The organism is Neisseria sp. Marseille-Q1983 (genome assembly GCF_018224585.1).
Taxonomy (GTDB): Bacteria; Pseudomonadota; Gammaproteobacteria; order Burkholderiales; family Neisseriaceae; genus Neisseria; species Neisseria polysaccharea.
In genome coordinates, this window is record NZ_JAGTUI010000034.1 from 1 (window position 1) to 23,715 (window position 23,715).

The 23,715-nt window shown below is 41.7% G+C and carries 21 protein-coding genes and 5 pseudogenes; 12 read left to right on the forward strand and 14 right to left on the reverse strand.

Going from position 1 to position 23,715, the window contains the following annotated elements:
* Nucleotides 1–310: zinc ribbon domain-containing protein (locus KEM39_RS08335; protein ID WP_211709812.1), on the forward strand; the 310-nt coding region annotated here is incomplete at its 5' end.
* 146 nt (nucleotides 311–456) lie between these two features.
* On the opposite strand, the gene KEM39_RS08340 is transcribed toward KEM39_RS08335, so the two are convergent.
* Both KEM39_RS08340 and KEM39_RS08345 read right to left on the reverse strand, forming a co-directional pair.
* Nucleotides 457–867, reverse strand: a complete 411-nt coding sequence (locus KEM39_RS08340; RefSeq protein ID WP_211709813.1) for a hypothetical protein — start codon at nucleotides 865–867, stop codon at nucleotides 457–459.
* Nucleotides 864–1,016, reverse strand: coding sequence for a hypothetical protein (locus tag KEM39_RS08345; protein ID WP_211709814.1), 153 nt, complete (start codon nucleotides 1,014–1,016; stop codon nucleotides 864–866). The genes KEM39_RS08340 and KEM39_RS08345 overlap by 4 nt, the downstream gene beginning before the upstream one ends.
* On the opposite strand from KEM39_RS08345, the gene KEM39_RS08350 reads away from it, so the two are divergent.
* The 3 genes from KEM39_RS08350 (at nucleotide 973) to KEM39_RS08360 (ending at nucleotide 8,388) form a co-directional block, all read left to right on the forward strand.
* On the forward strand, nucleotides 973–1,323 hold the full coding sequence (locus KEM39_RS08350) for a type II toxin-antitoxin system YafQ family toxin (RefSeq protein ID WP_249182678.1): 351 nt from the start codon (nucleotides 973–975) through the stop codon (nucleotides 1,321–1,323). The genes KEM39_RS08345 and KEM39_RS08350 overlap by 44 nt on opposite strands.
* 670 nt (nucleotides 1,324–1,993) lie before the next feature.
* On the forward strand, nucleotides 1,994–6,979 hold the full coding sequence (locus KEM39_RS08355; RefSeq protein ID WP_249182680.1) for an AAA domain-containing protein: 4,986 nt from the start codon (nucleotides 1,994–1,996) through the stop codon (nucleotides 6,977–6,979).
* Nucleotides 6,976–8,388, forward strand: coding sequence for a hypothetical protein (locus KEM39_RS08360; RefSeq protein WP_211709816.1), 1,413 nt, complete (start codon nucleotides 6,976–6,978; stop codon nucleotides 8,386–8,388). The genes KEM39_RS08355 and KEM39_RS08360 overlap by 4 nt, the downstream gene beginning before the upstream one ends.
* Nucleotides 8,389–8,479: 91 nt before the next feature.
* On the opposite strand, the gene KEM39_RS08365 is transcribed toward KEM39_RS08360, so the two are convergent.
* The 7 genes and pseudogenes from KEM39_RS08365 to KEM39_RS08390 form a co-directional block, all read right to left on the reverse strand.
* Nucleotides 8,480–9,730: a Y-family DNA polymerase gene (locus tag KEM39_RS08365; RefSeq protein WP_211709817.1), complete on the reverse strand. Its 1,251-nt coding sequence runs from the start codon at nucleotides 9,728–9,730 to the stop codon at nucleotides 8,480–8,482.
* 1 nt (nucleotide 9,731) lies between these two features.
* Nucleotides 9,732–10,313 (reverse strand): translesion error-prone DNA polymerase V autoproteolytic subunit, encoded by a 582-nt coding sequence (locus KEM39_RS08370; protein ID WP_211709818.1) that lies wholly within the window; start codon nucleotides 10,311–10,313, stop codon nucleotides 9,732–9,734.
* 457 nt (nucleotides 10,314–10,770) lie between these two features.
* Nucleotides 10,771–11,493: a type ISP restriction/modification enzyme gene (locus tag KEM39_RS08375; protein ID WP_418030108.1), complete on the reverse strand. Its 723-nt coding sequence runs from the start codon at nucleotides 11,491–11,493 to the stop codon at nucleotides 10,771–10,773.
* Nucleotides 11,493–11,747, reverse strand: coding sequence for a type ISP restriction/modification enzyme (locus KEM39_RS12050; RefSeq protein WP_418030113.1), 255 nt, complete (start codon nucleotides 11,745–11,747; stop codon nucleotides 11,493–11,495). Before KEM39_RS12050 ends, KEM39_RS08375 begins: the two co-directional genes overlap by 1 nt.
* Nucleotides 11,732–16,030, reverse strand: a pseudogene (locus tag KEM39_RS08380) (DEAD/DEAH box helicase); the annotation flags it as partial. The pseudogene KEM39_RS08380 and the gene KEM39_RS12050, both read right to left, overlap by 16 nt.
* Nucleotides 16,031–16,650: 620 nt before the next feature.
* Nucleotides 16,651–17,037, reverse strand: a complete 387-nt coding sequence (locus tag KEM39_RS08385; protein ID WP_211709821.1) for a type II toxin-antitoxin system VapC family toxin — start codon at nucleotides 17,035–17,037, stop codon at nucleotides 16,651–16,653.
* Nucleotides 17,034–17,279, reverse strand: a complete 246-nt coding sequence (locus tag KEM39_RS08390; protein ID WP_013448610.1) for a type II toxin-antitoxin system Phd/YefM family antitoxin — start codon at nucleotides 17,277–17,279, stop codon at nucleotides 17,034–17,036. Before KEM39_RS08390 ends, KEM39_RS08385 begins: the two co-directional genes overlap by 4 nt.
* Nucleotides 17,280–17,454: 175 nt before the next feature.
* Between KEM39_RS08390 and KEM39_RS08395 the strand changes: the two genes are divergently transcribed.
* A complete protein-coding gene (locus tag KEM39_RS08395) occupies nucleotides 17,455–18,003 on the forward strand; it encodes an RNA-guided endonuclease TnpB family protein (protein ID WP_249182682.1) in 549 nt (182 codons plus the stop codon).
* Nucleotides 18,004–18,053: 50 nt separating this feature from the next.
* On the opposite strand, the gene KEM39_RS08400 is transcribed toward KEM39_RS08395, so the two are convergent.
* Entirely contained in the window at nucleotides 18,054–18,536 is a 483-nt protein-coding gene (locus KEM39_RS08400; RefSeq protein WP_211709822.1) for a hypothetical protein, read from the reverse strand.
* Nucleotides 18,537–18,762: 226 nt separating this feature from the next.
* Between KEM39_RS08400 and KEM39_RS08405 the strand changes: the two are divergent.
* The 7 genes and pseudogenes from KEM39_RS08405 to KEM39_RS08435 all read left to right on the forward strand — a co-directional run.
* Nucleotides 18,763–18,984, forward strand: a pseudogene (locus KEM39_RS08405) (transposase); the annotation flags it as partial.
* Between the two features lie 115 nt (nucleotides 18,985–19,099).
* The gene (locus tag KEM39_RS08410; protein WP_249182687.1) at nucleotides 19,100–19,675 is read left to right on the forward strand and encodes an RHS repeat-associated core domain-containing protein; all 576 of its coding nucleotides are present in this window, start codon (nucleotides 19,100–19,102) and stop codon (nucleotides 19,673–19,675) included.
* Between the two features lie 24 nt (nucleotides 19,676–19,699).
* A complete protein-coding gene (locus tag KEM39_RS08415; RefSeq protein WP_211709823.1) occupies nucleotides 19,700–20,245 on the forward strand; it encodes a hypothetical protein in 546 nt (181 codons plus the stop codon).
* 173 nt (nucleotides 20,246–20,418) lie between these two features.
* Nucleotides 20,419–20,931: pseudogene (locus KEM39_RS08420) on the forward strand (RHS repeat-associated core domain-containing protein); the annotation flags it as partial.
* 370 nt (nucleotides 20,932–21,301) lie between these two features.
* Nucleotides 21,302–21,535, forward strand: a complete 234-nt coding sequence (locus KEM39_RS08425; protein WP_033629684.1) for a DUF7660 family protein — start codon at nucleotides 21,302–21,304, stop codon at nucleotides 21,533–21,535.
* 48 nt (nucleotides 21,536–21,583) lie between these two features.
* The gene (locus tag KEM39_RS11610) at nucleotides 21,584–21,907 is read left to right on the forward strand and encodes a hypothetical protein (protein WP_249182683.1); all 324 of its coding nucleotides are present in this window, start codon (nucleotides 21,584–21,586) and stop codon (nucleotides 21,905–21,907) included.
* A pseudogene (locus KEM39_RS08435) lies at nucleotides 21,835–22,218 on the forward strand (transposase); the annotation flags it as partial. The gene KEM39_RS11610 and the pseudogene KEM39_RS08435, both read left to right, overlap by 73 nt.
* Here KEM39_RS08435 and KEM39_RS08440 read toward each other — a convergent pair.
* The 4 genes and pseudogenes from KEM39_RS08440 to KEM39_RS08455 form a co-directional block, all read right to left on the reverse strand.
* Nucleotides 22,136–22,636: pseudogene (locus KEM39_RS08440) on the reverse strand (RHS repeat domain-containing protein); the annotation flags it as partial. The pseudogenes KEM39_RS08435 and KEM39_RS08440 sit on opposite strands and share 83 nt — an antisense overlap.
* 61 nt (nucleotides 22,637–22,697) lie before the next feature.
* Nucleotides 22,698–23,021 carry a DNA polymerase III gene (locus KEM39_RS08445; protein ID WP_211709824.1) on the reverse strand — a complete coding sequence of 108 codons (324 nt, stop codon included), beginning with the start codon at nucleotides 23,019–23,021 and terminating at the stop codon, nucleotides 22,698–22,700.
* A gap of 9 nt (nucleotides 23,022–23,030) precedes the next feature.
* Nucleotides 23,031–23,294 (reverse strand): hypothetical protein, encoded by a 264-nt coding sequence (locus tag KEM39_RS08450; protein ID WP_211709825.1) that lies wholly within the window; start codon nucleotides 23,292–23,294, stop codon nucleotides 23,031–23,033.
* Nucleotides 23,291–23,715: RHS repeat-associated core domain-containing protein (locus KEM39_RS08455; protein WP_211709826.1), on the reverse strand; the 425-nt coding region annotated here is incomplete at its 5' end. The genes KEM39_RS08455 and KEM39_RS08450, both read right to left, overlap by 4 nt.

A 23,715-nucleotide genomic window follows, 5' to 3' on the forward strand; every position in this document is an offset into this window, starting at 1 on the left:
AGGCACAGCGGAAGAACACGGCAAGAATGTGAAACAGAAATCAGGTTTGAACCGGTCGATACTAGACCAATCTTGGTTCAAGTTCAAACGGCAGTTGGACTATAAAACGCAATGGCTAGGCGGTTTTTTAGTGGCTGTTCCGCCGCAAAATACAAGTAGAACCTGTCCTTGTTGCGGTTATACCGCAAAGGAAAACCGCCAAACGCAGGCTGATTTTGAATGCGTAGGATGCGGCTATACAGAAAATGCGGATGTGGTTGGGGCGATAAATATATTACGATGCGGTCAGGAAATCTTGGCGGCGCAATAAGCAGTCAAATCAGGGCAGGACATGTCCGCAGCGCGTGTGAAGTGAACAATGCGGTAAGGTTGTCAGCAGCACGAACCCGCCAAAGCGGGTTGGCAGAACACCGCCGACCGCAGTAGGAATCCCCCGCCTAAAGGCGGGGGAGGATGTCAACCAAGGGAAGGGGAGTGAGTCTGATACTTCGACCGTCTCGGAGGAAGCTGTTCGAAATGGTTTGCATCTTCTCCTAGGGTCTTCGTCACCGAGGCAGTCGCTTCTTCCATATCCTCACAGCTGTTTTCATATTGTCCGAATGCACGGCGGTAGTCTCTGTTATCGGTATCGCCATAGCCGAAATCTTCCGTCAGAGACAAATAGCTGTCTTTCCAATCGTTCAGGGCATGATCCATTTTTTCTTTGGCTGTTTTGGCCGCAGGCGAGTTTTCATAGGCTTCGTTGAAAACCTGTGAGATTTCGGACAGATTCATGTCAGTATCTTTGTTGATGCCGGCGATGACATCCTGTTCGGACATCCCGTTTTTCTCGGCGTACTCGCGGATTTTGTCGCGTACCCGGCTCATTTTTCTTCCCGCCGAAAATGCTCCAGTCTGGCTTGGTAATACTCTTGGGCAATACGCAGGTTTTCCAGTCGGTACAGCATACTGTCGGGCAGGCTGCTTATTTGTATGTCGGCAAGCTCGGTTTTAAAATCTGGTTTTTCCTGCTGCACTGCAATTCCAGTTTCGTCAGCTCTGTGCATTGCATTTAGGAGTTTGAAGAATGAGCTTGTTCCAGCCAACCAGTTCAAAAGAGATGCAAAAAAGCAGTGGCAAATTTTGCTAGGCAACGACTGGATAACCGTTGCAGGCTGCCTGATAAACGGCGAGCCGATACCTGAGAAGTACAAAGACCATAGCCTTACCGGCAACTATTACGGCTATCGGGAATGCCATATAAGACCTGATATGCTATTGACATACGGACAGGATGGCGATGAAATCTGCCTGCTTAGGCTAGGCATTTCGGATAAGGTATAAAAAGCCCACTGTTGATGCGGTGGGTGGAGGGGAATTGAGAGAATGTTTTGGCGTTACTGGAGTGTACCGTTCAACCGGATTTGCTCGGGTATTACAGGCTTCAGTAAAATATAAAATTTAACATAATGTGTATTATGCGAATTAGTGATACTATGCAAGCTACACAGAAAACGCCGTCAGGATTCTTGCTGAAAACCCTAACAAGCTTCATCATCTTGCAATACGTTGTTATGTGGGTTCTGAAGGATTCGAAGGCAAGTTGAGATATGAAAGATTGGTTTTAACGCCCTATTCGTCGTTTTTGACTTTTTACTTGGAGTTTTTCAATGATTGGACAGGCACTCTCTACGAGATGGATTTAATAGGACAATTCAATGAATTTATTGGATACACGTTTCCTGTTACTGAACCTTTGTCAAAACTGAAAAAACTACTCGATCAAGATGATTGATTTAAAACCAACGGCTGCTTAGGCAGCCGTTTTTACCATGATTGTAGATTGACCATAATTGAGAACCCTCATACCATTTGTTACTTAGTGTAGTAAGCACATTCAGGGTATATCGTAATGAGATCCAATTTTCAACTTGAATGCCGTTAAAGTATAAAAAATTCGGTAGAATGACAGATTGTTGTTTTAATTTGATTACTTACCTAAAAAAAGGTCAATATGATGGAAGTACAAGATTGGGGCGGCGGTTTAACTCAACATGAGGTTGAGGCCATTGAAAAAATCAAACAGGCTTTTCAAGCTTCTGAAGATAACAAGAAAGTAAAAGGACAGGGATTTGACGCATTAAAATCCTTGAAATCCATTTTCCCTTGGAAAGGATACTCGGGCTTTCGCTTCGTGGATATAAAAGAACGTAAAGAAGGTGAATTTGATTTGGTTATTGTTACCCATTGCAATGTGTTGATTATTGAGTTGAAACATTGGAATGGTGAACCTATTACCAATAATGGACTACGTTGGTATAAAGGGAAAAAAGATATGGGGCATTCACCCGTTGAAATTACCCGAAAAAAGATGTTCCTGTTAAAAAATAAATTAGAACAATTTCGTGGACAGTTTGCCAATTCTACGGAAAGATTCCCTATTCCAAAAATTGAATTTTTGGTTGTTATGACAGGAAATTCGGATTTTAGTAGATTATCTGACAAGGAAAAAATGAATGTTATTAGCTTAGAGGATTTTTTAAAGTTGGCTGATAATCAAAAATTCACCGCGCAATTTGGTACATACACCAAATATCCTGATAATTGTACTTTAAATAAGAATTTTTCTATTTTTGATGAAATTTTTTGTACCAATAAAAACGAAACTAAAAGTATCAGTATTGGTGGATATTACGCAGAAGACAACGCTATTTTCTCCCACCCTAAAGACATTTATCAAGAATATCTAGCTCAAACCGAAAACAAAAAGCACCAAGATCAAGCCTTATTGCGCCGTTGGGATTTCACTAAAATCAACTGTCCCGAAGCTCAAACACCTGACGGGCGTTATCGCCTAGTCAGCCGTGAATACGATGTATTGAACCATATTAAATTACAAAATAAAGACTTGTATCACGCTTGCTTGAATTACAAATCTACCCCGCAAAAAGGCGAAATCACTGCGGAACATATTGATTTATTTGAGTTATTCCCACAGCAAAAACGTTTTGACCAATTTGTCGGCGGATACATTGGCGAAAATCTAAGCACAGAACGCCGTTTGGGATTGGTGCAATTATTGTTGGATAAATTTGCCCAGTTACACAAAATCGGTATTGCTCATCGTGATTTGGGTAATCACAGCATTTGGCTCTCGGCAGATGACAAAATTACGCTATCAGGGTTTGCTACCGCTTATTTTTCATCTGAAGAAACGGTTGGCGACATTCGTGAGATTTTGGAAGTCTCCGGCGATTTGGCAAAATCTCACTTTCCACTTTCAGACGGCATCAAACTCACATCATACCAATATGATGTACGTTCTTTGGCTGTTTTGGGATGGCATATCATTCAGGCAAAACGCATTTCACCGGTTAGTCTTGATGAAATGAAAAATAAATTAGCGGATGAAACCACATGGTATGCCAAAATTTTGCGTGAGGCATTGTCTGATAAACCTTTTAAAAGTGCGGTGGATTTTTTAGATAAATTTAATCAAACCAAACCTGAGCAAGCGGTAGATTTTTCTTTTGATTTTACAAAATTAGAGCCGTTCACACATGACATCAACTATTCCCGCGCCTATCGTGAAGATAATGATTTTATTTTAGAAACCAGTGAAAAAGAAGTTTACTGTTCCAATGGTTTGTTGGTTAAAGCATGGCTGAATACAGACCCGCAAACCGATAATTCAAAAGCCAGAGTGGTTTTGAATTGGTTGGAAAATATGGCAAAACTGGCAAATCTGTCGCCTGATTATTTACCGAAAATCCGAGAATTCGGTATTGCCAAAAAATCAGGCTGCCTTTTTGCAGTAAGTGATTTTATTGACGGGCATACTTGGCAAGATATTTGCAAACTTGATTTATCGGATAAACAAAAACAGACTCTTATCCATCAATTTATTCAAAGCATTGAACATTTACACAGTCTAGGTTTCACACATGGTGATTTGAAACCTGACAATGTATTAGTAACGACCGATGATGACTCTGCTCAGCTACATATTCTAGATATATTGGATTTCTCTCCAAACGGGAAAAGTCATTTCAATACCGGATATTCGCCGGAATTTGACTATCCAACAGAGAAACAACGCGATAATTTTGCCGTGATGAAAATGGCGTGCGAATTATTGGGTGTTGAATGGAATAGGCCGTCTGAAAGTTTTGCTTATATTTCCAAAGCCGTGCAGCAAGAATATTCAGACACCCAAACTGCGTTTATTTCATTGGCACGTTTTAAAGAGGCACTCAATCCCAAACCGGCTACACCAATGATTGATATCACAGTGGGCGGGCGTGAGTCGTTTTTACCTATTGAAATTTACCCTGAAAATGGTGAATTATTTGTTCAATTTAAAGAAAGTCAAAAATATCCGAATGAAGAAATAGACATTACATTTATTGGTTTAGGTGGGAAGTTTACTGCTTTTTATGCTATTGCTGAACAACGATTCCGGCATGGATTATCTCCATTTGAACGTAATCATATTACCCGAAATGATCGTGATGATAGCAAATGTAGCTTGCGAATAGGTTTGAAAATCACACATAGCAATTATAGTAACTTAGATAAACTTAATGATTTCATTTCGGATAGTACAGAGTTTAAGAACTCTATTATTCAATTTGTCCAAGAGCACTTTTTCAAACAGCCTGAAAAAGAACAAGCTGAAAATAACGAGAACTTTGAAGCCGAACCTTTTGATATTATTGCAGAAGAAACAGTTATCGAACAACGTCCTAGTATTCAAAAACTTTGGCAGGCAATTTTAGATACTGAAACCGAAGCTTTACCTTCTATTTCTGCCAGCGAAGCATTGCAAAAAAAAGAAAATGGTGTCTGTTATATTCCCTATGACGGTGAAATCAGTCCACTAGATCAATTCAAACGGGATGAAGTTGTTGAGGCTATTGGAAAAAGTGAAGATGGAGAAAAAACCTTTAAATATGGCGAAGTAGATATTGTGCAAAGCCAGTTGAATGAATTACACCTTAAGCCCAAAAGTTTACGTAATTCAGCAAGTAATATTCAAGCAGATACGCCAATTTATTTGCAAAGTAAACAGAACAAAGCGTCTTACACTCGCCGTAAAAACGCATTACAACGTATTTTAGACGGTGAAAGTACGATTAAAAACTTGACTGATTATTTTGATGAACATTGCGTCTTACCGTCTGAAAAATATGATATTCATATCAGCAATGAAGAATTTAAACGCTATGACCAGCCTGAAAAAAATGTAAGTCTGAATGAAGCACAACGTATTGCCTTTCAACGTTTGATTGCCAATGGACCATTATCCTTATTACAAGGTCCGCCGGGAACAGGGAAAACAGAATTTATTGCTGCATTTGTACATTATTTATTTGATGTGCAAAAGGTTCGAAATATTCTACTGGTCAGCCAATCACATGAAGCAGTCAATACTGCTGCCGAACGTATCCGTAAACACTGTCAGCGTTTGGGAACAGATTTGCAACTGGTGCGCTTCAGTAATCGTGAAATTGCCGATTCCGAAATATTAGAAGATGTGTTTTCACCCAATTTAGTCGGACAAAAACGGGCACAGTTAAATGTGAACAAGATTAGCAATATTTGCCAGCTTGGACGTAGCATGGGGCTGCCTGAAGACTATTTGCGCAAACGTACCGAATTAGCGTTTGATATTGGCGTGCAAATTCGTCGTTATCAAAAAATTGTTAAATCATCAAAAGATCAAACCGTTGATGAAGATGAAAAACGCTTACACAAAAAATTAGAAAAAAGCATTAAAGAACAAGCTCAAGCAATGGGGCTTCGTGAATTGGTTGAAATTGATGAGATTCTACCGAAATTTATCAGTGAATTGGATCACAAACATAATATTCAGCCGATTGAAAATATCCAAGCAGGTAAATTGATTGGTTTAACTCAGGATATGCTGGAAGCCCTATCCAACGAACGCACCAATTATGATGAATTTTTGGCTCGTTCCCGTCAGCTTGTGATTGGTACTTGCGTAGGTATCGGACAACGCCATATCGGTATTGCAGACAATCTTTATGACTGGGTGATTGTGGACGAAGCCGCACGTTCTATTTCCAGTGAATTGGCGATTGCCATGCAGTCTGGTACGCGTATTTTGCTTGTAGGTGACCATAAACAACTACCGCCTTTGTATTCAGAAGAACATAAAAACGCACTTGCCCGCCGATTAGGGATTTCCAAGCGCGGTGAGGAATTAGACCAAGCATTAGGTAGTGATTTTGAACGCGTTTTCCTATCCGAATATGGAAAGCAAACTTGCGCCACACTCAAAACACAATACCGCATGGCTCCTGCGATTGGCAGTTTAGTATCAGCATGTTTTTATGAAAATGTTTTGGAAAACGGTAAAACTAACAATGATGTGCCTAATATTTATTCCAAGCTACCTGAAAAGATAAAATCCTGCGTAACATGGTTAGATACAACTTCATTACCAAATGCGTATCATGAACAAGGCAAAAGTGGTAGTTTATCCAACCGTGCTGAAGCCGATGTAATTATTGGGATATTACAAGACTTGGCAAACGATGAAACGTTTATGAATAGTGAACCTGTACAAAAATGCTTAGAGAAAAATGAACAAGCCATTGGTGTAATTTGCATGTACGGCGAACAGAAGAAACTGATTCGTAAAAAATTCAATGAGCGCAGTTGGAATGACGAATTCCGCCGCTTAGTTAAAATTGATAGTGTAGATAGTTATCAAGGTAAAGAAAACCGCGTGATTATCTTGTCGCTGACACGCTATGACAAAACATACAGCACAGGCTTTTTACATTTGCCAAACCGTATTAACGTAGCTCTATCTCGAGCTATGGATAAACTTATTATCGTTGGAGCAAAAACCGTTTGGGAGCAGCCGAAAAACAGCAAAACGCCATTGGCAAAAGTTTTACGTTTTATACAAAAGCAAAATAATCCGCAAGATTATGCAATTAAGATATTGAAAAACGGAGCGAAAAAATGAGTAAACAAAACATAACTTACAATCAAATTGATTTTGTGGTTAAGGCTCCGCGTTTTCTCATTGTCTTTTCCTATATGAGTGATAAAGGCGTGGCATTTGTGCGCGAGTATTTGCTTCGCTTATTAAAAGTAACACCATGTAAACCTGCACAAATTGCTCAATATTTCGGATTTAACCAACACGAAACAGAAGTTGCCGTTGCTGATTTGGAACAACATAAATGGATTGTTTGGCAGGATAATGGCTTGATTGCATTATCGGCAGAAGGGCAGAGACTGTTTCAAGACAGCCAAGACTCTCCTCACATACCTACTTTAAAAGAATGTGGTGGTGAATATCGTATGGAATTATTAAATAACAATTTTTTGAAAAAAGATAATTATGATAAAAATCGCCAGCAAGCCATTGAGTTAGTCATCGAACCGAAGGTATTATCAGAAAGTAGCGAAATTGCACGAAAAACATTTCAAAATCGCTTTCGGCAGCTAATGGAAGACGATATCATCAATTTAGATGAGAAAGATATTTCTTTGTATAAAATTGATGCTATTGAACCCAAAGGTGCACCTGATTATTTCCGTTTCACACAACAATTTGAGTTATTGCCTGAAACAGGTGAAGCTAAAGAACGTAATGATGTACCGACAATTACTCATCAAGAAAATATTCAGCAAGCCATTACTGCACAACTAGAGCGATTTGGTCATCATGATAATTTGCGTGAACTGCGTAACAGTATGGAAGAAATTGGTGATGACGATACTTTGAAAGTGCTGTTTGGCGGAAAATTGGATTTTACTGAATTTCTAAAGGTTTATCAGGAGTATGAGCAACAAAATGGTTTGTATTTTTTAGGGCAAATTTATCATCAAGAAAATCTATTCAAAGAAATAAATCAAGTTTTGAATAAACTGGATAAAAAACAATCTAAAAAAATTTATTGGTTTGCGCCAAGTGATATTTACTGGGGAAAGCAACAGAAAGTTCATGAAAAAATTCAAAATTTAATAAATGAACAACAAAATGGCTATGATTTCCGTCTGTACCTACCTTTGCCTTCTAAACGAAATCGTCATGAAAAACAAGAATGGCTAAATCATTTTAAAGATACATCAGATAAAGTACTTTATGGATTCTGTGAAGGCTTCTTAGATGGAAATACTGAAATTCTATTTCTAGAAGATATATTTGCTGTGGTTTGTTATCACGCAAAACTATCTTCTTATCCTGTAACATTCCCTATTGGGTTTATGACTACCAACATTCGACAAGTAAATCACATCATTAGTTTGGCTAAAAACTACCTAAGTTCTCCTCTATTCCCTAATAAGAATGAAGATGAAATAGGTCAAAAAGATTTTGGTTTATTAAAACAGAATAATCATACCGAAGCAGGAAGGCTGTATTGATGAGTTAAAAAAGGTCGTCTGAACTTCAGATGACTTTTTTCTATGGAATATTATCCACATATTTTGTGGATGTTTTGGGGAAATCATATCCTTAGACTACGAGCAAATCCGCGAACCGTGTGGTATAGCACAAGCTTAATCTATCTCTGTTCATTTTCCAGTCATCGGCCAGTAATTCTGAGGCCAATTTCATATGGCCTCTACCGTGCTGACGGTTGATTTTATCCCATGCCTCCATGGCAGGATTGGCTTTTGTCGGTTCCCATAAGTCTGCCTGCATTTGAATAGCTGGTTTCAAATCATATAATTCAATTCCGCATTTTTTATAGAGGTATCCACTGCGATAAATATTTGCCAGCAGTCGTTGTGCTATTCGGTTCAAATGCACTGTATCAGCGGTTGATACAATCAAATTCTGGGCTAGGCTGTTGTGGTATTGTGGCGAATCCTCACGAAAAAAATCTGTATGTAAGAATACAGAAACGGCGGAAGCAGTTAAACCATCCTTACGCAATGCTTCAGCCCCTGAACTGACATGATGCGTAACAGCCGCCTGCAATGCCTCTAATGTTCCGATACGCTTTCCAAAACTTCGACTACGAACAAGGTTTTGTCTCGGTTGTGCATTGGGATGTAATCCGTCACAAACAATACCCTGCATCTCTCTTTGCGTCCGCTCCACTATTACACCATACCGTCGGCGTATGGTGGCTGTATCCGCTTCTACGAAGTCTAATGCTGTTCGTATCCCTTGTTCAGATAGTTTATCGGCAGTCCGTCTACCTATCCCCCAAATTTCATCTACTCTTTGGCTGCGCAAGGCACGAAGACGGATAGTTTCATTCCAATTATCCCAAACCACCACTCCACCAAAGTAATCAGGATAACGTTTGGCGAGATGGTTACAAAACTTGGCCAGTGTCTTAGTCGGCGCTATGCCAACGCAAGTTGGTATGCCAACCCATTGTAAAACACGGCTGCGAATTTGATGTCCATGTACAGCAAGATTTTCAATGCCGGTCATATCTGCGAAACATTCATCAATAGAATAGACTTCAACTGCCGGCACACACCCGGCGATAGTTTCCATCATCCTCCGGGACAGGTCTGCATAGAGTTCGTAGTTGCTCGAATAAGCTTTCAGACGGCCTTGTCCCACTAAATGTCTTACTTTGAAATACTGTTCGCCCATCTTGACGCCGAGTGCCTTTGCTTCAGCAGAACGGGCAACCACACAGCCGTCGTTGTTTGACAGGACAACGACTGGGATATTCTTCAATTCCGGTCTGAAAACTCTTTCACAAGAACAGTAAAAGCTGTTCCCATCAATAAGGGCAAACATCTTAGCTTCCCTGACGAACATCTTTGATAACAAAGGTAACAACACCAACGACTGTCCAGGTATCACTGTCATTAGGTATAAAGTCAGGGTACTCGCCGGAAGAGTTTTCTGAATGAAGTTCCGGTTTGCGTCCTGATATTTTATATAGCCTTTTAATTGTGAACTCATTACCAACACCCGCCATCACAATATCGCCATGTTTCAGCGTTTTGGATCGGTCAATAATCATAATATCGTCTTTGCTAATCCCAGCGTCTAGCATGGAATAGCCGCCGGAACGGGCTGCAAAGGTAGCAGATGGGTTGGCAATGAGATATTCGTTGAAATCAAGATAATCGGCAATATACGGCTCCGCCGGCGATGGGAATCCGGCGGGGATTTTCTCGAGAGTATAAGGGACTTTCAGTGTTGTCCGATTGATGGGTATAAGACTACCTTGAGGAATGGCTGTAGAAGCAATCATTGCATCAACGGTAGGTATCAGAGATATTGGAATACGCTTTACTGCCGTTGCTTCGCCGGATTTACTTTTTCGACCAGCCCCTTCCCTGCGTCCGCCGCGCTTCTTCGAAAGTTCATCCATTTATTTTGCCTAATTTGATTTTGTAACAAAATCATTTTATCAGAAAATATATATGGCAAGTCAATACTGTAAAAAAACGGTCGCATTATGCAACCGTAGGATAAGACGGAACTACTCAAATTTATAACCATTGTCTATCAAACAGGAAATCAGTAAATTATCCAGTAGAACCTCTTCTTCACTACTAGCACCAACTGTACTCGTAACATTTGACAAATCTTGCTTTGATTTATTAAACACAGCACATCAAATCGTGTTTCTTACTCTCAACCTTCAATTTATTGACCAAATCGGTATTGCGATAACAAAAAAAAACGCAAAGGCTGAAAGGGAATACATACGGAGGATGATTCAAAACCGGCAGGCAAAAAAAGACCGCTGGAATGAACTGCACCCCAAAAGTTGGACACCTTACCGACTTTAAGAGGTGCAGTTCAGAAGCGGTCTTTTTTCATCATCATTGAATGTCTAAAGCCGGCAGATTATTCACTATCTCTTGTGTTTTTATGCTCACGTTGATCACTCTAAGCAACAATTCTAACGGATAACGCGGATTGTGCATGGTATCTGCCGCCCAGTCGTTGGCATCATTTGTGATGCCGGATTTTTTGTCGGTGGTTACGGCTTGGCGTTCCATCACCCATTCGACGGCGGATTTGCCGTTTACGATGTAATCGTAGGCGGCTTCGGGAATGTTTTCTACGGTAATTTTGCCGTTGTAGACGATTTTGGTTTTATCGTCTTTTTTGGCAAATTTCATTTTGACCACACGGAAGTCTTCGTCTGCGCCGCCGATGATTTGCTGCGGGGCAAGTTTCAAACCTTGCAGGCTGCCTGAAAATTTTACGTCTTGATACATCGGTACGGTTTCGTAGTTCAAGTGCAGTGCCGCCAAATCACGCCCCGCTTTGCTAAATGCGGCAAAATCAGCGTAGGTTTTCATGCGTGGGATGCGCGGGAGCTGTTTGCTTAAATTGTCGGCGTAACGTTCGCGGTATTCTTCGCTGTGCAACAAGCCGTAGATGTAATAGAAGATGTCTTCTTTGCTGATTTTTTCGGCATACGGCTCTTGGAAATGGGCAAGCGCACCGTCGGTGATGGCGGAGCGGCGGACGAGCTTTTTCTGTGCAGGCTGCTTTTCAGACGGTATTTCAGCAGTGAACAGGTCTTGATTTTCCATTACGCTTCCTCCGTTTCGTAGAGGAACATCGGGAAGCACTGTGCGTCGCCGATAAGGTGTAAATCGGGGATTTGGTCGGTGATAAGCACAGAGAAGCCCTTGCCGCCAGTCGTGGTGAGGCAGATGGCGATATTGGACGGTACTTCGTGGTGTATAATTTCGTTCGTTCGTTCGTTCGTTCGTTCGTTCGTTCGTTCGTTCGTTCGTTCGTTCGTTCGTTCGTTCGTTCGGCTGTTTCTACGCCATCTGAAAATTCATACAAATCTTTCGGAAAGCCTTGCCCGCCCGAATGTTGCATATTCAGGTCCGGTATCACATTGGTTATTAAAGCCGAAAAATCTTTTCCTGAATTTCCACTGCCACTTAAATACATCATCTGATTAGTTGCCAGATTAACAGGAAACATATGTTGTAACTGCCCGACACGATGGGTTAATCCTCCATTGAAATATGTCCTTTGTTTGGAATATGGTCGATATAAACTATCAACAATTTTTGTTTCATCAAATTCTAGTAAAATCCCACGTTCTAAATTTGCTTTCAAACTTGAAGTCCAGCTGATTTTGGTATCATCCGTATTGATAAAATCATCAATCTGTATTTTTTGGTTTTCAGATAGCCTTTCATAGGCTGTTTGAAAACGTGTTACTTCATTGTTATAAAAACCAATCATGCTCTGGATATTCAGACGCAAAAGGTCGTCTGAAAAGTTGTAGCACCAAGCATCTCGCCCTGTTTCTGCACCTCTCGAATAATTCTCAAATACCACCAACGCATTTTTATCCTTCTTATCCCCCAAGCTGATGTAATTATCAAAATTCGGGTCGCGCTGGTTGAGCCAGTCGTTAAATTCGTCGGGGACGATTTCCTGCCAACCCTGCCGTTCGGCAATGCCGTTGATGCTGCCGAGCTCGGCGATGTTTTCCAGCTTTTGTTCGCGGGTCAGGTAGTCGCCGATGTCGTGGAAGTAAATCTGTCCCCGTTTTTCGGACTGCGGGTTTTTGACGAGGATGGAGATGGCAATCGGGGTTCGTGTGCCTTGTCCGAAAACGTTGTCTTTTTCTTTGCGGCGGCGTTCGCCCGATGTGCGGGCGTTACCGCGCAGGTGGAAGATATACAGACTGGAAAATTCTTCTGCCAAACATTTGCGCAATCCGTCTGCGGTATTGGCTTCCACCCAGCCTGCATTGGTTACGAAGCCGATAACGCCCTGCTGACCGATGCGGTCGGATGCCCAGCGAATAGCGCGGATGTAGCTGTCGTAAAGAGCGTTTTTATTGGTGGCGGCGGAGTGTTCGGCATAGGTTTCTCGGATGCGTGCGTCAAGATGCGGATATTCGATGTTGGCATTATTGTCGTTGGCGGATTCCTGCCCTGCGGAATAGGGCGGATTTCCGATAATGACACGGATGTCCAAGGCTTTCTGCCGTTTGCGGCGTGCGCTGTTGTCCACCAGCATTTCGTTGAGCATGTCGCCTTTCTCGTACATTTGGAAGGTATCGGTCAGGCAGATACCTTCAAAGGGAACGTAGGGGACGTCGTCTGAAACATTGCCGTCAATGTTGCCTGCCAGTATGCCGTGGTAGGCAGATTCGATGTTGATGGCGGCGATGTAGTAGGCGAGCAGGACGATTTCGTTGGCGTGGATTTCGCTTTTGTATTTTTCAGACAGCCTGTCGCGTGGGATGATGCCGCTTTGCAGTAGGCGGATGATGAAGGTACCTGTGCCGGTGAAGGGGTCGAGGATATGCACGCCTTTGTCTTGCAGGCTGCTTTTGAATTCGCGCTGTAAGACGTCTTCCACGCTTTTGATAATGAAATCGACGACTTCGACGGGCGTGTAAACGATGCCGAGCCGTTCGGTTATACGCGGGAACGCGTTGCGGAAGAATTTGTCGTAGAGTTCCACGACGATTTTTTGTTTGCCTTCGGCGGTTTCGATGCCGCTGGCACGCAGGTGGACGGAGTCGTAGAAGGATTGCAGGGTATTGCGCTCTTTGTGGAGGTTTTTCTGCTGCAATAAATCCAGCACTTCCTGCATGGCACGGCTCATGGGGTTGTGCTCGGCGAAGCTGTAATCGGAAAACAGTGCGTCGAACACGGGTTTGGTAATCATGTGCTGCGCCAGCATTTCGACGATTTCTTCGTCGCTGACAGCGTTGTTGAGGTCATCGCGCAGTTCTGCGGCAAAGGCTTCAAAGGCGGTGCGTTCGGCTTCGTTGGCAGGGTTTTCTAGAATAGCATTGATGCTGTCAATATGGGTGCGGGCGATTTTGGCGATGTCGCCCGCCCAGTCTTCCCAATGGTGGCGGTTGCCGCATTTTTTGACGATTTTGGCGTAGAGGGCGCGTTCGATTTCGCCGATTTCGAATTGGAGGGTTTCTTGTACGGGTGTGGGCGCGGCAGGGCTGCCTATGCCGTAACTAGCCTTGGCTTCGTGCAATGTTTGGTCTTTTTTGCTGCTGCGTTTGATTTTCGGGGCGATTTTGTCGGCAATGGCAATAACTTCCATTTTCTGGGTGTCTTTGCCGTTGAACTCCAATTTGTTAATCATCGCGTCAAAGCGGTCATCGTGTGCACGTAGTGCATTGAGTACCTGCCAGACAACTCGGTAGTTTTCATTTTTGTCTAATGCATCTTCGGCTTCAACACCTGCGGGGATAACGACGGGAAGGATAACGTAGCCCTGTTGTTTGCCTTCGGCACGGCGCATGACGCGGCCGACTGACTGCACGACATCAACTTGGGAGTTGCGAGGAGTAAGGAATAACACGGCATCTAGCGCAGGTACGTCCACGCCTTCAGATAGGCAGCGGACATTGGATAGGATGCGGCAGGTATTTTCGGGTAGCCCTTCGGGTGCTTTTAGCCATTGCAGCCTGCTTTCTTTTTCACCTGCGTTCATACCGCCGTCCACATGTTCGGCTTGGCAGGTCATTGTTAGTTGCGGCGGCAGTTTCAAATCGGGATTCTGTTTGAGCAAGGCAGTACATTCTGCCTGCTGGTACTCTTCAATCACGGCCTGGAACATTTCGGCAATCAGTTTTGAGCTGACTTTGTGTTTGCTGCCTTTGTATTCTTTTTCAATGACTTGGCAGAAGGAAACGGCACGCCGCATTGGATTGTACAGCGCACCTTCTTCACTGGTTAAGCCGTATTTTGAAAGTGCTTTCCAGCAGCCGACAATTTTGGCGGCATCATCGACTTTGAGCTCGTTATTGCCGTCGGTGAGCAGATTTTGGATGCGGCGTTGGATGTGACTTTCTTCGATGGCTAAGACAATGACTTTGTAATCGACCAATAGACCGTCTGAAACTGCTTGGGAAAATGTCAGGACAAAAAAATCTTTGCCGTAATGGGTTTCGTCGTCCATAGAATACAAAACCACGCCGTCTGTATTTTTGGCGGTTTCTCCATAGATGCGCGGGGTAGCCGTCATATACAGCCGTTTTGCACCTTTGATGTAATCGGCATCGTGTATGCGGACAAAAGCGGATTCGTCTTCTCCATCAAACGTTGCGCCGGTAGTGCGGTGTGCTTCATCGCAAATGATTAAGTCAAACTCGGGCAGATTATGTTGTGATTGAGCTTGGTGAATCACATCAATGGAATGATAAGTGGAATAAACAACAGTCATGGTTTGCTGTTTATTTTTCCGCTCTACCACGTGTACTGCGTTTGCAAGGCTTTTGGCATTGGTTGTTGCCGGAAACTGTAAATCGCTAAGATTGGCTAGGACACTATCTTCATTGTGTTTTTTGCCTACATCGCTATCGGAACAAACAGCAAAGTTAATCAATGGTGTTTCTGTGTCTTGATTCCATTCGCGTAAGGTTTGGCTCAATAATGATAAGCTTGGTACTAGGAAGAGTACCCGTTTGCCTTTACCGGCCATTTTTTCAGCGATTTTCAGCGCAGTAAACGTTTTACCCGTACCACAAGCCATAATCAGCTTACCGCGTGTTTCTCCTCCATTAAATCGGGTTTCAACACTTTTTAAGGCACTTTGTTGATGTGGGCGCAAACCCTTTTTGGATTTAAGGGCAGGCTGCCGGGCAGAAAAATTGAATTGTTCCCAGTCTATACTGCTGTTTTCCAAATCAGCCAAATTAATTACAGAAACTGGAATAATTTGATGATTAAGGGACTCCCGCGCATTATTTGACCACTTGTCTGTCGTTGCGACAATATAGCGGTGCGTAAACCAAGTCTTCCCCGAAGCAGTAAAGAAACTGTCAATGTCAGATTTTTGTATCGTGTGGTCTGATGAATAATTTTTACATTGAACAGCGTGAAAACTGCCATCTATATCTGTCAGCACCAAATCAATGCCGGTATCGTTTTTGTACTCAAAACCCAAATCCTTTATATTTTCGGCTGCCCAATCGCAATAGGTCTGTACCTTCACATACCTGCTTTGATAACAAGGTTCGGTTTGGAAATATTTGATAATTAGATTTTCAAACGAAGTTCCCTTATCCCGTTGCGTTTGGGAAAATTCTTGGAACTGATTAAGCAGGCGGCTTAGGGCTGACATGATTTTCTACCTTACTTAAGGACTTTTGAAATTTTACCGTACTTCGTTGCAGCTAACCAATCAATTCAGGGCCTACTAAATATATTCCCTATCAGCACCTTAGTTATCTTGGTTGCAAAGAAATCCGTGCGGAATTCCCTTTGGATAGGTTTCCTTCTAACCGAATAATAGTCTTTTACCTTGCAAATATTTAAAATCAAGGGATTGACCTTTACGAAAAAAATGATGATATTACGGATACCAAAACTAAGGTCGTATCCACCCCCTACTCTCCCTAAGCAAAGAGATGAAACAGCGTATCGGTCCCCTACCGGTTGAATTTTCCGGAAAAACGCGACGTAACCAGCATCAACATATATAAGAACAGCACAAATAGCATCAATATATCAGGCAACGAAAAAAGTCAGAATAATGCACTTAATGGAGTTTGGATATCTGTTGTTTTGTGCTGTTAGTATTGCTTCTTTCTGTGTTTACAGTTTAGCAGTTGTACAGTTTTACAGTAAGATTTAAACAATGGCTGATTTAAAGGCCGCGACGGAAGTCTGGCTTTTAAGCGAAGACAATAACTGAAAAGACCGCCTCGGCGGTCTTTCTTGTGTACACAGTTTTTGTATTTGTCAGCTTGATGCGTTGACAACTCTAATTCCATACTGAGGAATATATTCATCGACAGTCATCAGTTCAAAGCCTTCCGCTTGGGTTTGTGCAATCAACATCCTATCGAAAGGGTCTTTGTGTATCTCCGGAAGGCTTCCAGCCTGTTTTGCATGAAACAGACCTATAGGCAGCATTTCAAAATCCTCTTCTTGAAGCACATCAAAAAACTCGTTCGGTAATTTCAACAACCCCTTGTTCTGCTTGATGGAAATTTCCCAAATACTTGCTGCACTGACAAAGATCACATTTCTCGGATTTTCTATCAGTTTGCGTGCAGATGTCCCCAGTTTCTTGTCATCCAACAACCACCACAGCAAAGCATGGGTATCAAGCAGAATCTTTCTCACAGAGCCGACTCCTCAAATAAAGCTGCCGTTTCATTGTCATCCTCAAGAATACGTGAAATATCCGTATTTTCCATATGACTGAATTTTTTCAACCTTCCTGCATTTCGTGCCGGTTTTTCAATACCGGTTAGTTGGACGCAAGGCTTACCTGCCTTCGCAATAATAACGATTTCCCCTGCTTCTGCTCTTTGAATCAATTGACTCAAATTGGTTTTTGCCTGATGAATATTTGCTTGAAACATAACTCTTCTCATGATTAGCTAACTTAACTAATATACATCATTACCAAGATTTTGGGAATCTCATTACATATATTTGATTATATCCGCCGTTTTATCAGCCCTATGCCGTAAAACTCCGTCCTTCAGGGCGGAGATATAAGGCACAAACACAAACCATAGGTATAATCATACCACTATGATAATACGCAAAGCCTTTAAGTTCGAAATCATGCCAAACGGCGAACAAATCCGCAAAATGAAACAGTTTTGCGGCTGTTCCCGTTTTGTCTTCAATCGGGCGTTGGCTTGGCAGAATGAGCAATATGGGCAAGATAACAGTGTCAAGTTCAGTTATACGAAAATAGCCAATCTGCTGCCCGAATGGAAACGTGAATTAACCTGGTTGAAAGACTGCCACAGTCAGGTTTTGCAGCAGTCGTTAAAAGACCTTGAAAGCGCGTTCAAAAACTTCTTTCAAAAGCGTTCCGGCTTCCCGAAATTCAAGAAAAAAGGCTTGGAAGAGAGCTTTCGTTTTCCGCAAGGCTGTAAACTGGAACAAAAAAATAACCGCCTGTATCTCCCGAAAATCGGCTGGATTCGCTATCGCAACAGCCGCGATGTCGTCGGCGAAATTAAAAACGTAACCGTCAGCCGAAAATGCAGTCGTTTTTTTCGGTATTATGTAGCAGTTGCACAAAGACTAAAATTTAAACAAAACCGTGCAAAAATGCCCTTATTTCGATAAGGGTATTATTTTTTATAAATGTATTTTACAGAATTCTACTTATTTTTCCATTACTCACTTTTCCGTTTTCTTCTAAACAGTCTGTCCCGTTGCTCCTCTAGTAACATTTGTTCCATCATTGTAGGATAAGCCTGTTCGCAGAGAGCAACGTATTCAGGTTGGGTTAGGTGTTCTCTAATTTTAGTCGGGCAACGTAAATAGATTTTATCTTTTACAAAACTACTAATAATAGAAAGCATCTGATAAGGTTTCCCATCTTCGGTTTCAAACACTTCATCGGTAAATTGCATTTCAAATATCGCCACGACCACCTGATTATTAGCGATTTCATAGGCTCCATAAAATATCAATGGATTACGGGGTAAAGTACTGACCTCTTTCGCAAGGTCTCGCAAATTGTGATAAAACAACAGATAAGCATCATCTTTTACATTTGAATACATCTGAGCCAGTTCTCGCATAAAGGTTTTGCAGGTTTCATAATCCATCTTTTTTAAATCCACATTAATTGGCGTGTGTGTCATGGTTTCCATCATTGCTCCTTATGTTGTTTTAAATTATTTAGGCTACGGCTAAATATTGGTTATCGTTTGAGGCTTCCAAACACAAACTTTCTAATCCGGATTTTGCCGTAGGCTTCTTATTTCTCTGCCAGTAACCTGTTAAATCTCGTGAAGGTCTCACTTTCAAACAGCGTTTTAGTACGTTGTTGAATTTGTCTTTATCCGATTGGTAACAAAAATCCTCACGCCATGTGGTTTTATTCATTACCGCATCAACCATTCCAAGGAGTTTGCCGACCGTCAGAACCACATTAACGGCATTGAGAATTTTTGGAATCAGTCAAAACGCGTCTTGCGAAAATACAACGGAATCGATTGCAAATCTTTCCCACTGTTCTTGAAAGAATGCGAATTTCGATTTAACTTCGGCACACTGTCTCAACAGCTTAAAATCCTGCGGGATTGGTGTGGAATTTAGGGCTAATCTAGTACAGCCCCTAAAAAAATCTAAAGAGATAATGAATTTATTGAGAAATTATAAGTAATTGATTGAATCATATTAATGGCGAGCCAACAAAACCGTAATAAGGTCGCTGTATTACAACTTCCTCAGGTATTACGAACCTGATGCGGGTCGGTTTGTGAATCAGGATCCAATTGGGTTGGAAGGCAGCTTTAACGTTTATCAGTTTGCGCCGAATGTTCAAGGTTGGCTTGACATATTAGGATTAAAAAATAAATTTGCATTTAACCATCCTGATTGTATTGCTAGACGTAAAAAGATTAGCAATATAGAAAATGATATTATTAAAAGAAATCAAGAAATCAAAGCTAATCCTGGAAATTTACCATATAAGCAGAAACCTGGTATGAAGCCTAGAGATTCAGTTGAAGGACATATTCAACTAGTTGAACAACTTAAAGAAACTTTGCAAAAACATAAACAATGGTTAAATGATAATTGCGATGATTTACCTCCACCAGCCCCTGGTAGATGTACCTCACCTTCTTCAGTGACTAATAGTCAAACCCAAGAAAATTTGAAAACTGTGGGGAAAGCAGCGGGAACTGCCGCTGCAATCTACATAGGGTATAAAATTGTAAGAGCTGTTGCTATATCATTTGTTGCCACCCCCGTAGCAGGAGCTGGTAGTTTAGCATTGCCATAATTTTAAAATATAAAGACTATGAAAATGAACTATAAAATAATTAATGCAATGAGCAATCTAGAAATAATTAAATATTTATACTCATTAGAAAATAAAAAGGATTTACAAGATGCTTTGGAATATATTTCTCTAAATTTAGATAGCACAAGATTTCAACCTACTATTGATAACGACACATTCTTTTTTATATATCACCTCCTCAGTAATAAAAAAATAATCCAAAACAGGGGGCTTTGGGAATTTATTATTACCCTAGAAAGTTCAGATCTTGACTTTTCCCAAATAACTAAAGCTAAAAGGTTTAAATTAATAAATAACATTACTTTAGCGTCTGAGCTTTATGAAAGTTCAGTGGCTTGCGAAATAGGAAGATTTATTATTCGATATTTATTAATTAATAAACCTGAAAGACTAAAATATATCTTAGATATTAAAAAAGAGTTAGATAAAAAAATAGCCAAGTGTAATTATTTAGATATGTTATATTTTATGCTTTTAGACTATCAAGGCAATTCTGAAATTAATCAAAGCGAAAAAGAAAATATTACTAAACTATTAAAAAAAAATTAGTAAATCATAGTTTTTCTTACAAATGTTGTTCCCTTTTAAAACTAAGTTGCTCCGCATCATTAGATATAACGATAGCAAGCCGCAATTCGTATGAAACCTCCAATCCCGACGTAGGGTGCGTGCGGTACGCTCACGGTTTCCGCTTTTTAGACGGCCTCAAAACCTTCCTTTGAGGCCGTCTGAAAAACGAAGAAGTTTCAGACGACCTTGAAGAGGAAACCGGATTCGTTTGGGACAACAGCCGCCTCTTGCAGGAAGTCCACCCGGACGGCAGGTATACCTATCTCTACACCGACCAAGACTCCTACGAACCGCTGGCGCAGGTACACAATTGGACAACCGAAGACGGCGAAAGCAGACAACAAATCCACTACTTCCACTGCGACCAAATCGGCATCCCACGTGAGATGACCGATAAGGACGGCAATCTGGTTTGGTTCGGCGATTATTACGGTTGGGGCAAACTGAAGAGCGAAACGAACGTAACGGGAACGGCGCACCAACCATTCCGCCTGCAAAACCAGTATTGCGACCTTGAGACGGGGCTGCATTACAACTTCTTCAGGTACTATGAGCCTGACTGCGGAAGATTCATCAATCAGGATCCGATTGGGTTGTTTGGGGGGAGTAATTTTTATGCGTTTGCGCCGAACATGCAGAGGTGGATTGATGTATTAGGTTTGACTGGGAAATGCCAAAACTGTCCGCCAGGAACCATGCCAACAAAAGATATTCACTTCATGCAAAGCCGCGCAAAAAATCAAACAGGGGATTATACAGTTCTACAAAATGCGGCAGATTTAAAATCTGGTAAGTTAGATCCTAATATTTTAAGAATTAATATTTGGAAAGACGAGAGTGGCAAAGCATGGACTTTAGACCACCGTAGATTGGCTGCTTTTAAAATCGCGAAAATAGAATGCACTCCTGTTCAAGAAGCAAATTCTAGTATGGTAAAAAAACAAATGTGGAAAATGACTACTAAAACGGAAGGAAAATCAATGACTTTAAAACTTGGCAACGGCAAGAATCTAATGGTTCGATGAGGATTAAATTATGGAAATTAAAAATAGAGATGACTTTCTAGTTTTTTTAAAAGAATTCATTACTGAAATTCATACAGAAGATTTTGAAAATAATACACTAGATAGCTTTTTAGAAGCCATGAAAAATTGGATTGAAGACATGGATGGATACTATAAAAATATAGGTATGAAAGAATATAACGACAAAACTTTAAATTGGAGTATGCTAGCAGACATTTTGAATGCCTCACGAATATATGAATAGCAATAAGTAAGCGTAGGTTGAACTGAGTTCAGCTTATTATAGATTGGATTGAATTCCAACAAAACTGTAAGGTCGTCTGAAAAACATTTTTCAGACGACTTTCGTCTCGAAGAGCAAACCCGCTTCGTTTGGGACGGCAGCCATTTGCTGCAGGAAGTCCACCCGGACGGCAGGTATACCTATCTCTACACCGACCAAGACCCCTACGAACCGCTGGCACAGGTACACAATTGGACAAACGAAGAAGGAGAAAGCAAACAGGAAATCCACTACTTCCACTGCGACCAAATCGGCATCCCGAGAGCATTGCCAAAGGTACGACCGTCTATGCCGATAAAGGCTATGACAGTGAGGAAAATCGGCAACATCTGAAAGAACATCAGTTGTTGGACGGCATTATGCGCAAAGCCTGCCGCAATCGTCCGCTGGCGGAGGCGCAAACGAAGCGTAACCGATATTTGTCGAAGACCCGTTATGTGGTCGAACAAAGCTTCGGTACGCTGCACCGTAAATTCCGCTATGCCCGGGCAGCCTATTTCGGACTGATTAAGGTGAGTGCGCAAAGCCATCTGAAGGCGATGTGTTTGAACCTTTTGAAAGCCGCCCCGTCTCAGGCTCATAATAGCGCATCAGGTTGTAATGCAGCCCGGTTTCTTCGTCATAATACTGGTTCTGCAATCTGAACGGCTGATGCGCATCCTTGTAAACCCGCTCGTCCTTTTTCAGACGGCCCCAGGCGGGGTATTGTTTGCCGTCTTTGGCGTTGTCAAAGATTTGCGCCAGCGGTTCGTAGCTGTCTTGGTCGGTGTAGAGATAGGTGTAGCTGCCTTTGTAGGTGTACTCCTGAAGTAATCGCGTTCCGTCCCAGACGAAGTGGGTGCGTTTGGGGTCGGTGCTCGTCCAAGCGAGTTTGTCTTGGCGTTCTTTGGAAAGGCGTCTTCCGAACGGGTCGTAGGCGTAGGTCCAGATTTCGGTGTTGCCGGCGGGCTTTTTGATTTTGGCGCGGACGAGTTGGTTTTCTAAATCGTATTGGTAATATTGGTTTTCGCCGTTGGGCAGCTGGCGGTAGATCAGGTTGCCCAGTGCGTGAATGAGAAATTTTTAAAGAACAAATATTTCAGACGGCCTCATAGAGGTATCGAGGCCATCTGAAAATATAAAATTACTTTTTCGTAGCACGAATTTTTTTCAACCCATTCTCCAAAATAGTAACTTTCTCGGGAGGAGTTCCCCTATCCAAAGCATTCCACCAATTATTTACTGGTTTAACAAATAATTGGAATCCTTCATCGGTTACATTGGATTTTCGGATGATCAAATCTTCTTTGATAGAGCCATCCTCATTAAATGGGTCAATATCAACAAGTAGGTTATTGTTTTTGAGAAACGTCATAAGTGCAATAGACATTCTGATAGTATCTTCACGATAATCTTCATCAGCATTTGCTTCCCAAAATGTCCGAAAATTAAATAGTGTTATATCCATGATAATCTCCTAAGGTAATCGAATAATTTCGGATATTCCGTCAACATGAACTAAGCTTTTACCATCTCTGACATATACGCCACCTGCATCTCTAATCCTTTCTTCTTTTGCAAGTTGACTCCTTTTTGAAGCAGTCTCGCTAGTAATTTCTTGAGCAAGTCCACCACCTTTTTTACCAGCTCCCTTAATCACAAAATCAAGTTTGCGAGATTCACCTGTCAAGGGGTCGCTGACAATTTCGCCCTTTTTATTTCTCAAGTGTTTCTGACTCAATATACGGTCAGCTCCATATTGGGCATCCAAGTCTTTTTATGTAAGGCTTCGCGAGCATCACCATCTTTTTTATTTTGGATACACTCCCCTTTACCCGCGCTTTTCTTCTTGGATTTCGGTCCAGGTTTTTTCCTAAATGTTCCGTTTTTTCTATGGCCATAAATTTTTAAACCAAGTGGATCGATAAAATCCAATACTTGATTACCAAATGAATATAGATTATCTCCACCAAACAACCCAATTGGATCTTGATTGATGAAACGTCCAGTATCAGGCTCGTAATAACGCATCAGGTTGTAATGCAGCCCGGTTTCTTCATCGAAGTATTGGTTTTGCAGTCTGAACGGCTGGTGAACGTTCTGATAGACCCGCCCGTCCTTTTTCAGACGACCCCAGGCGGTGTATTCGCCGTACCATAAGA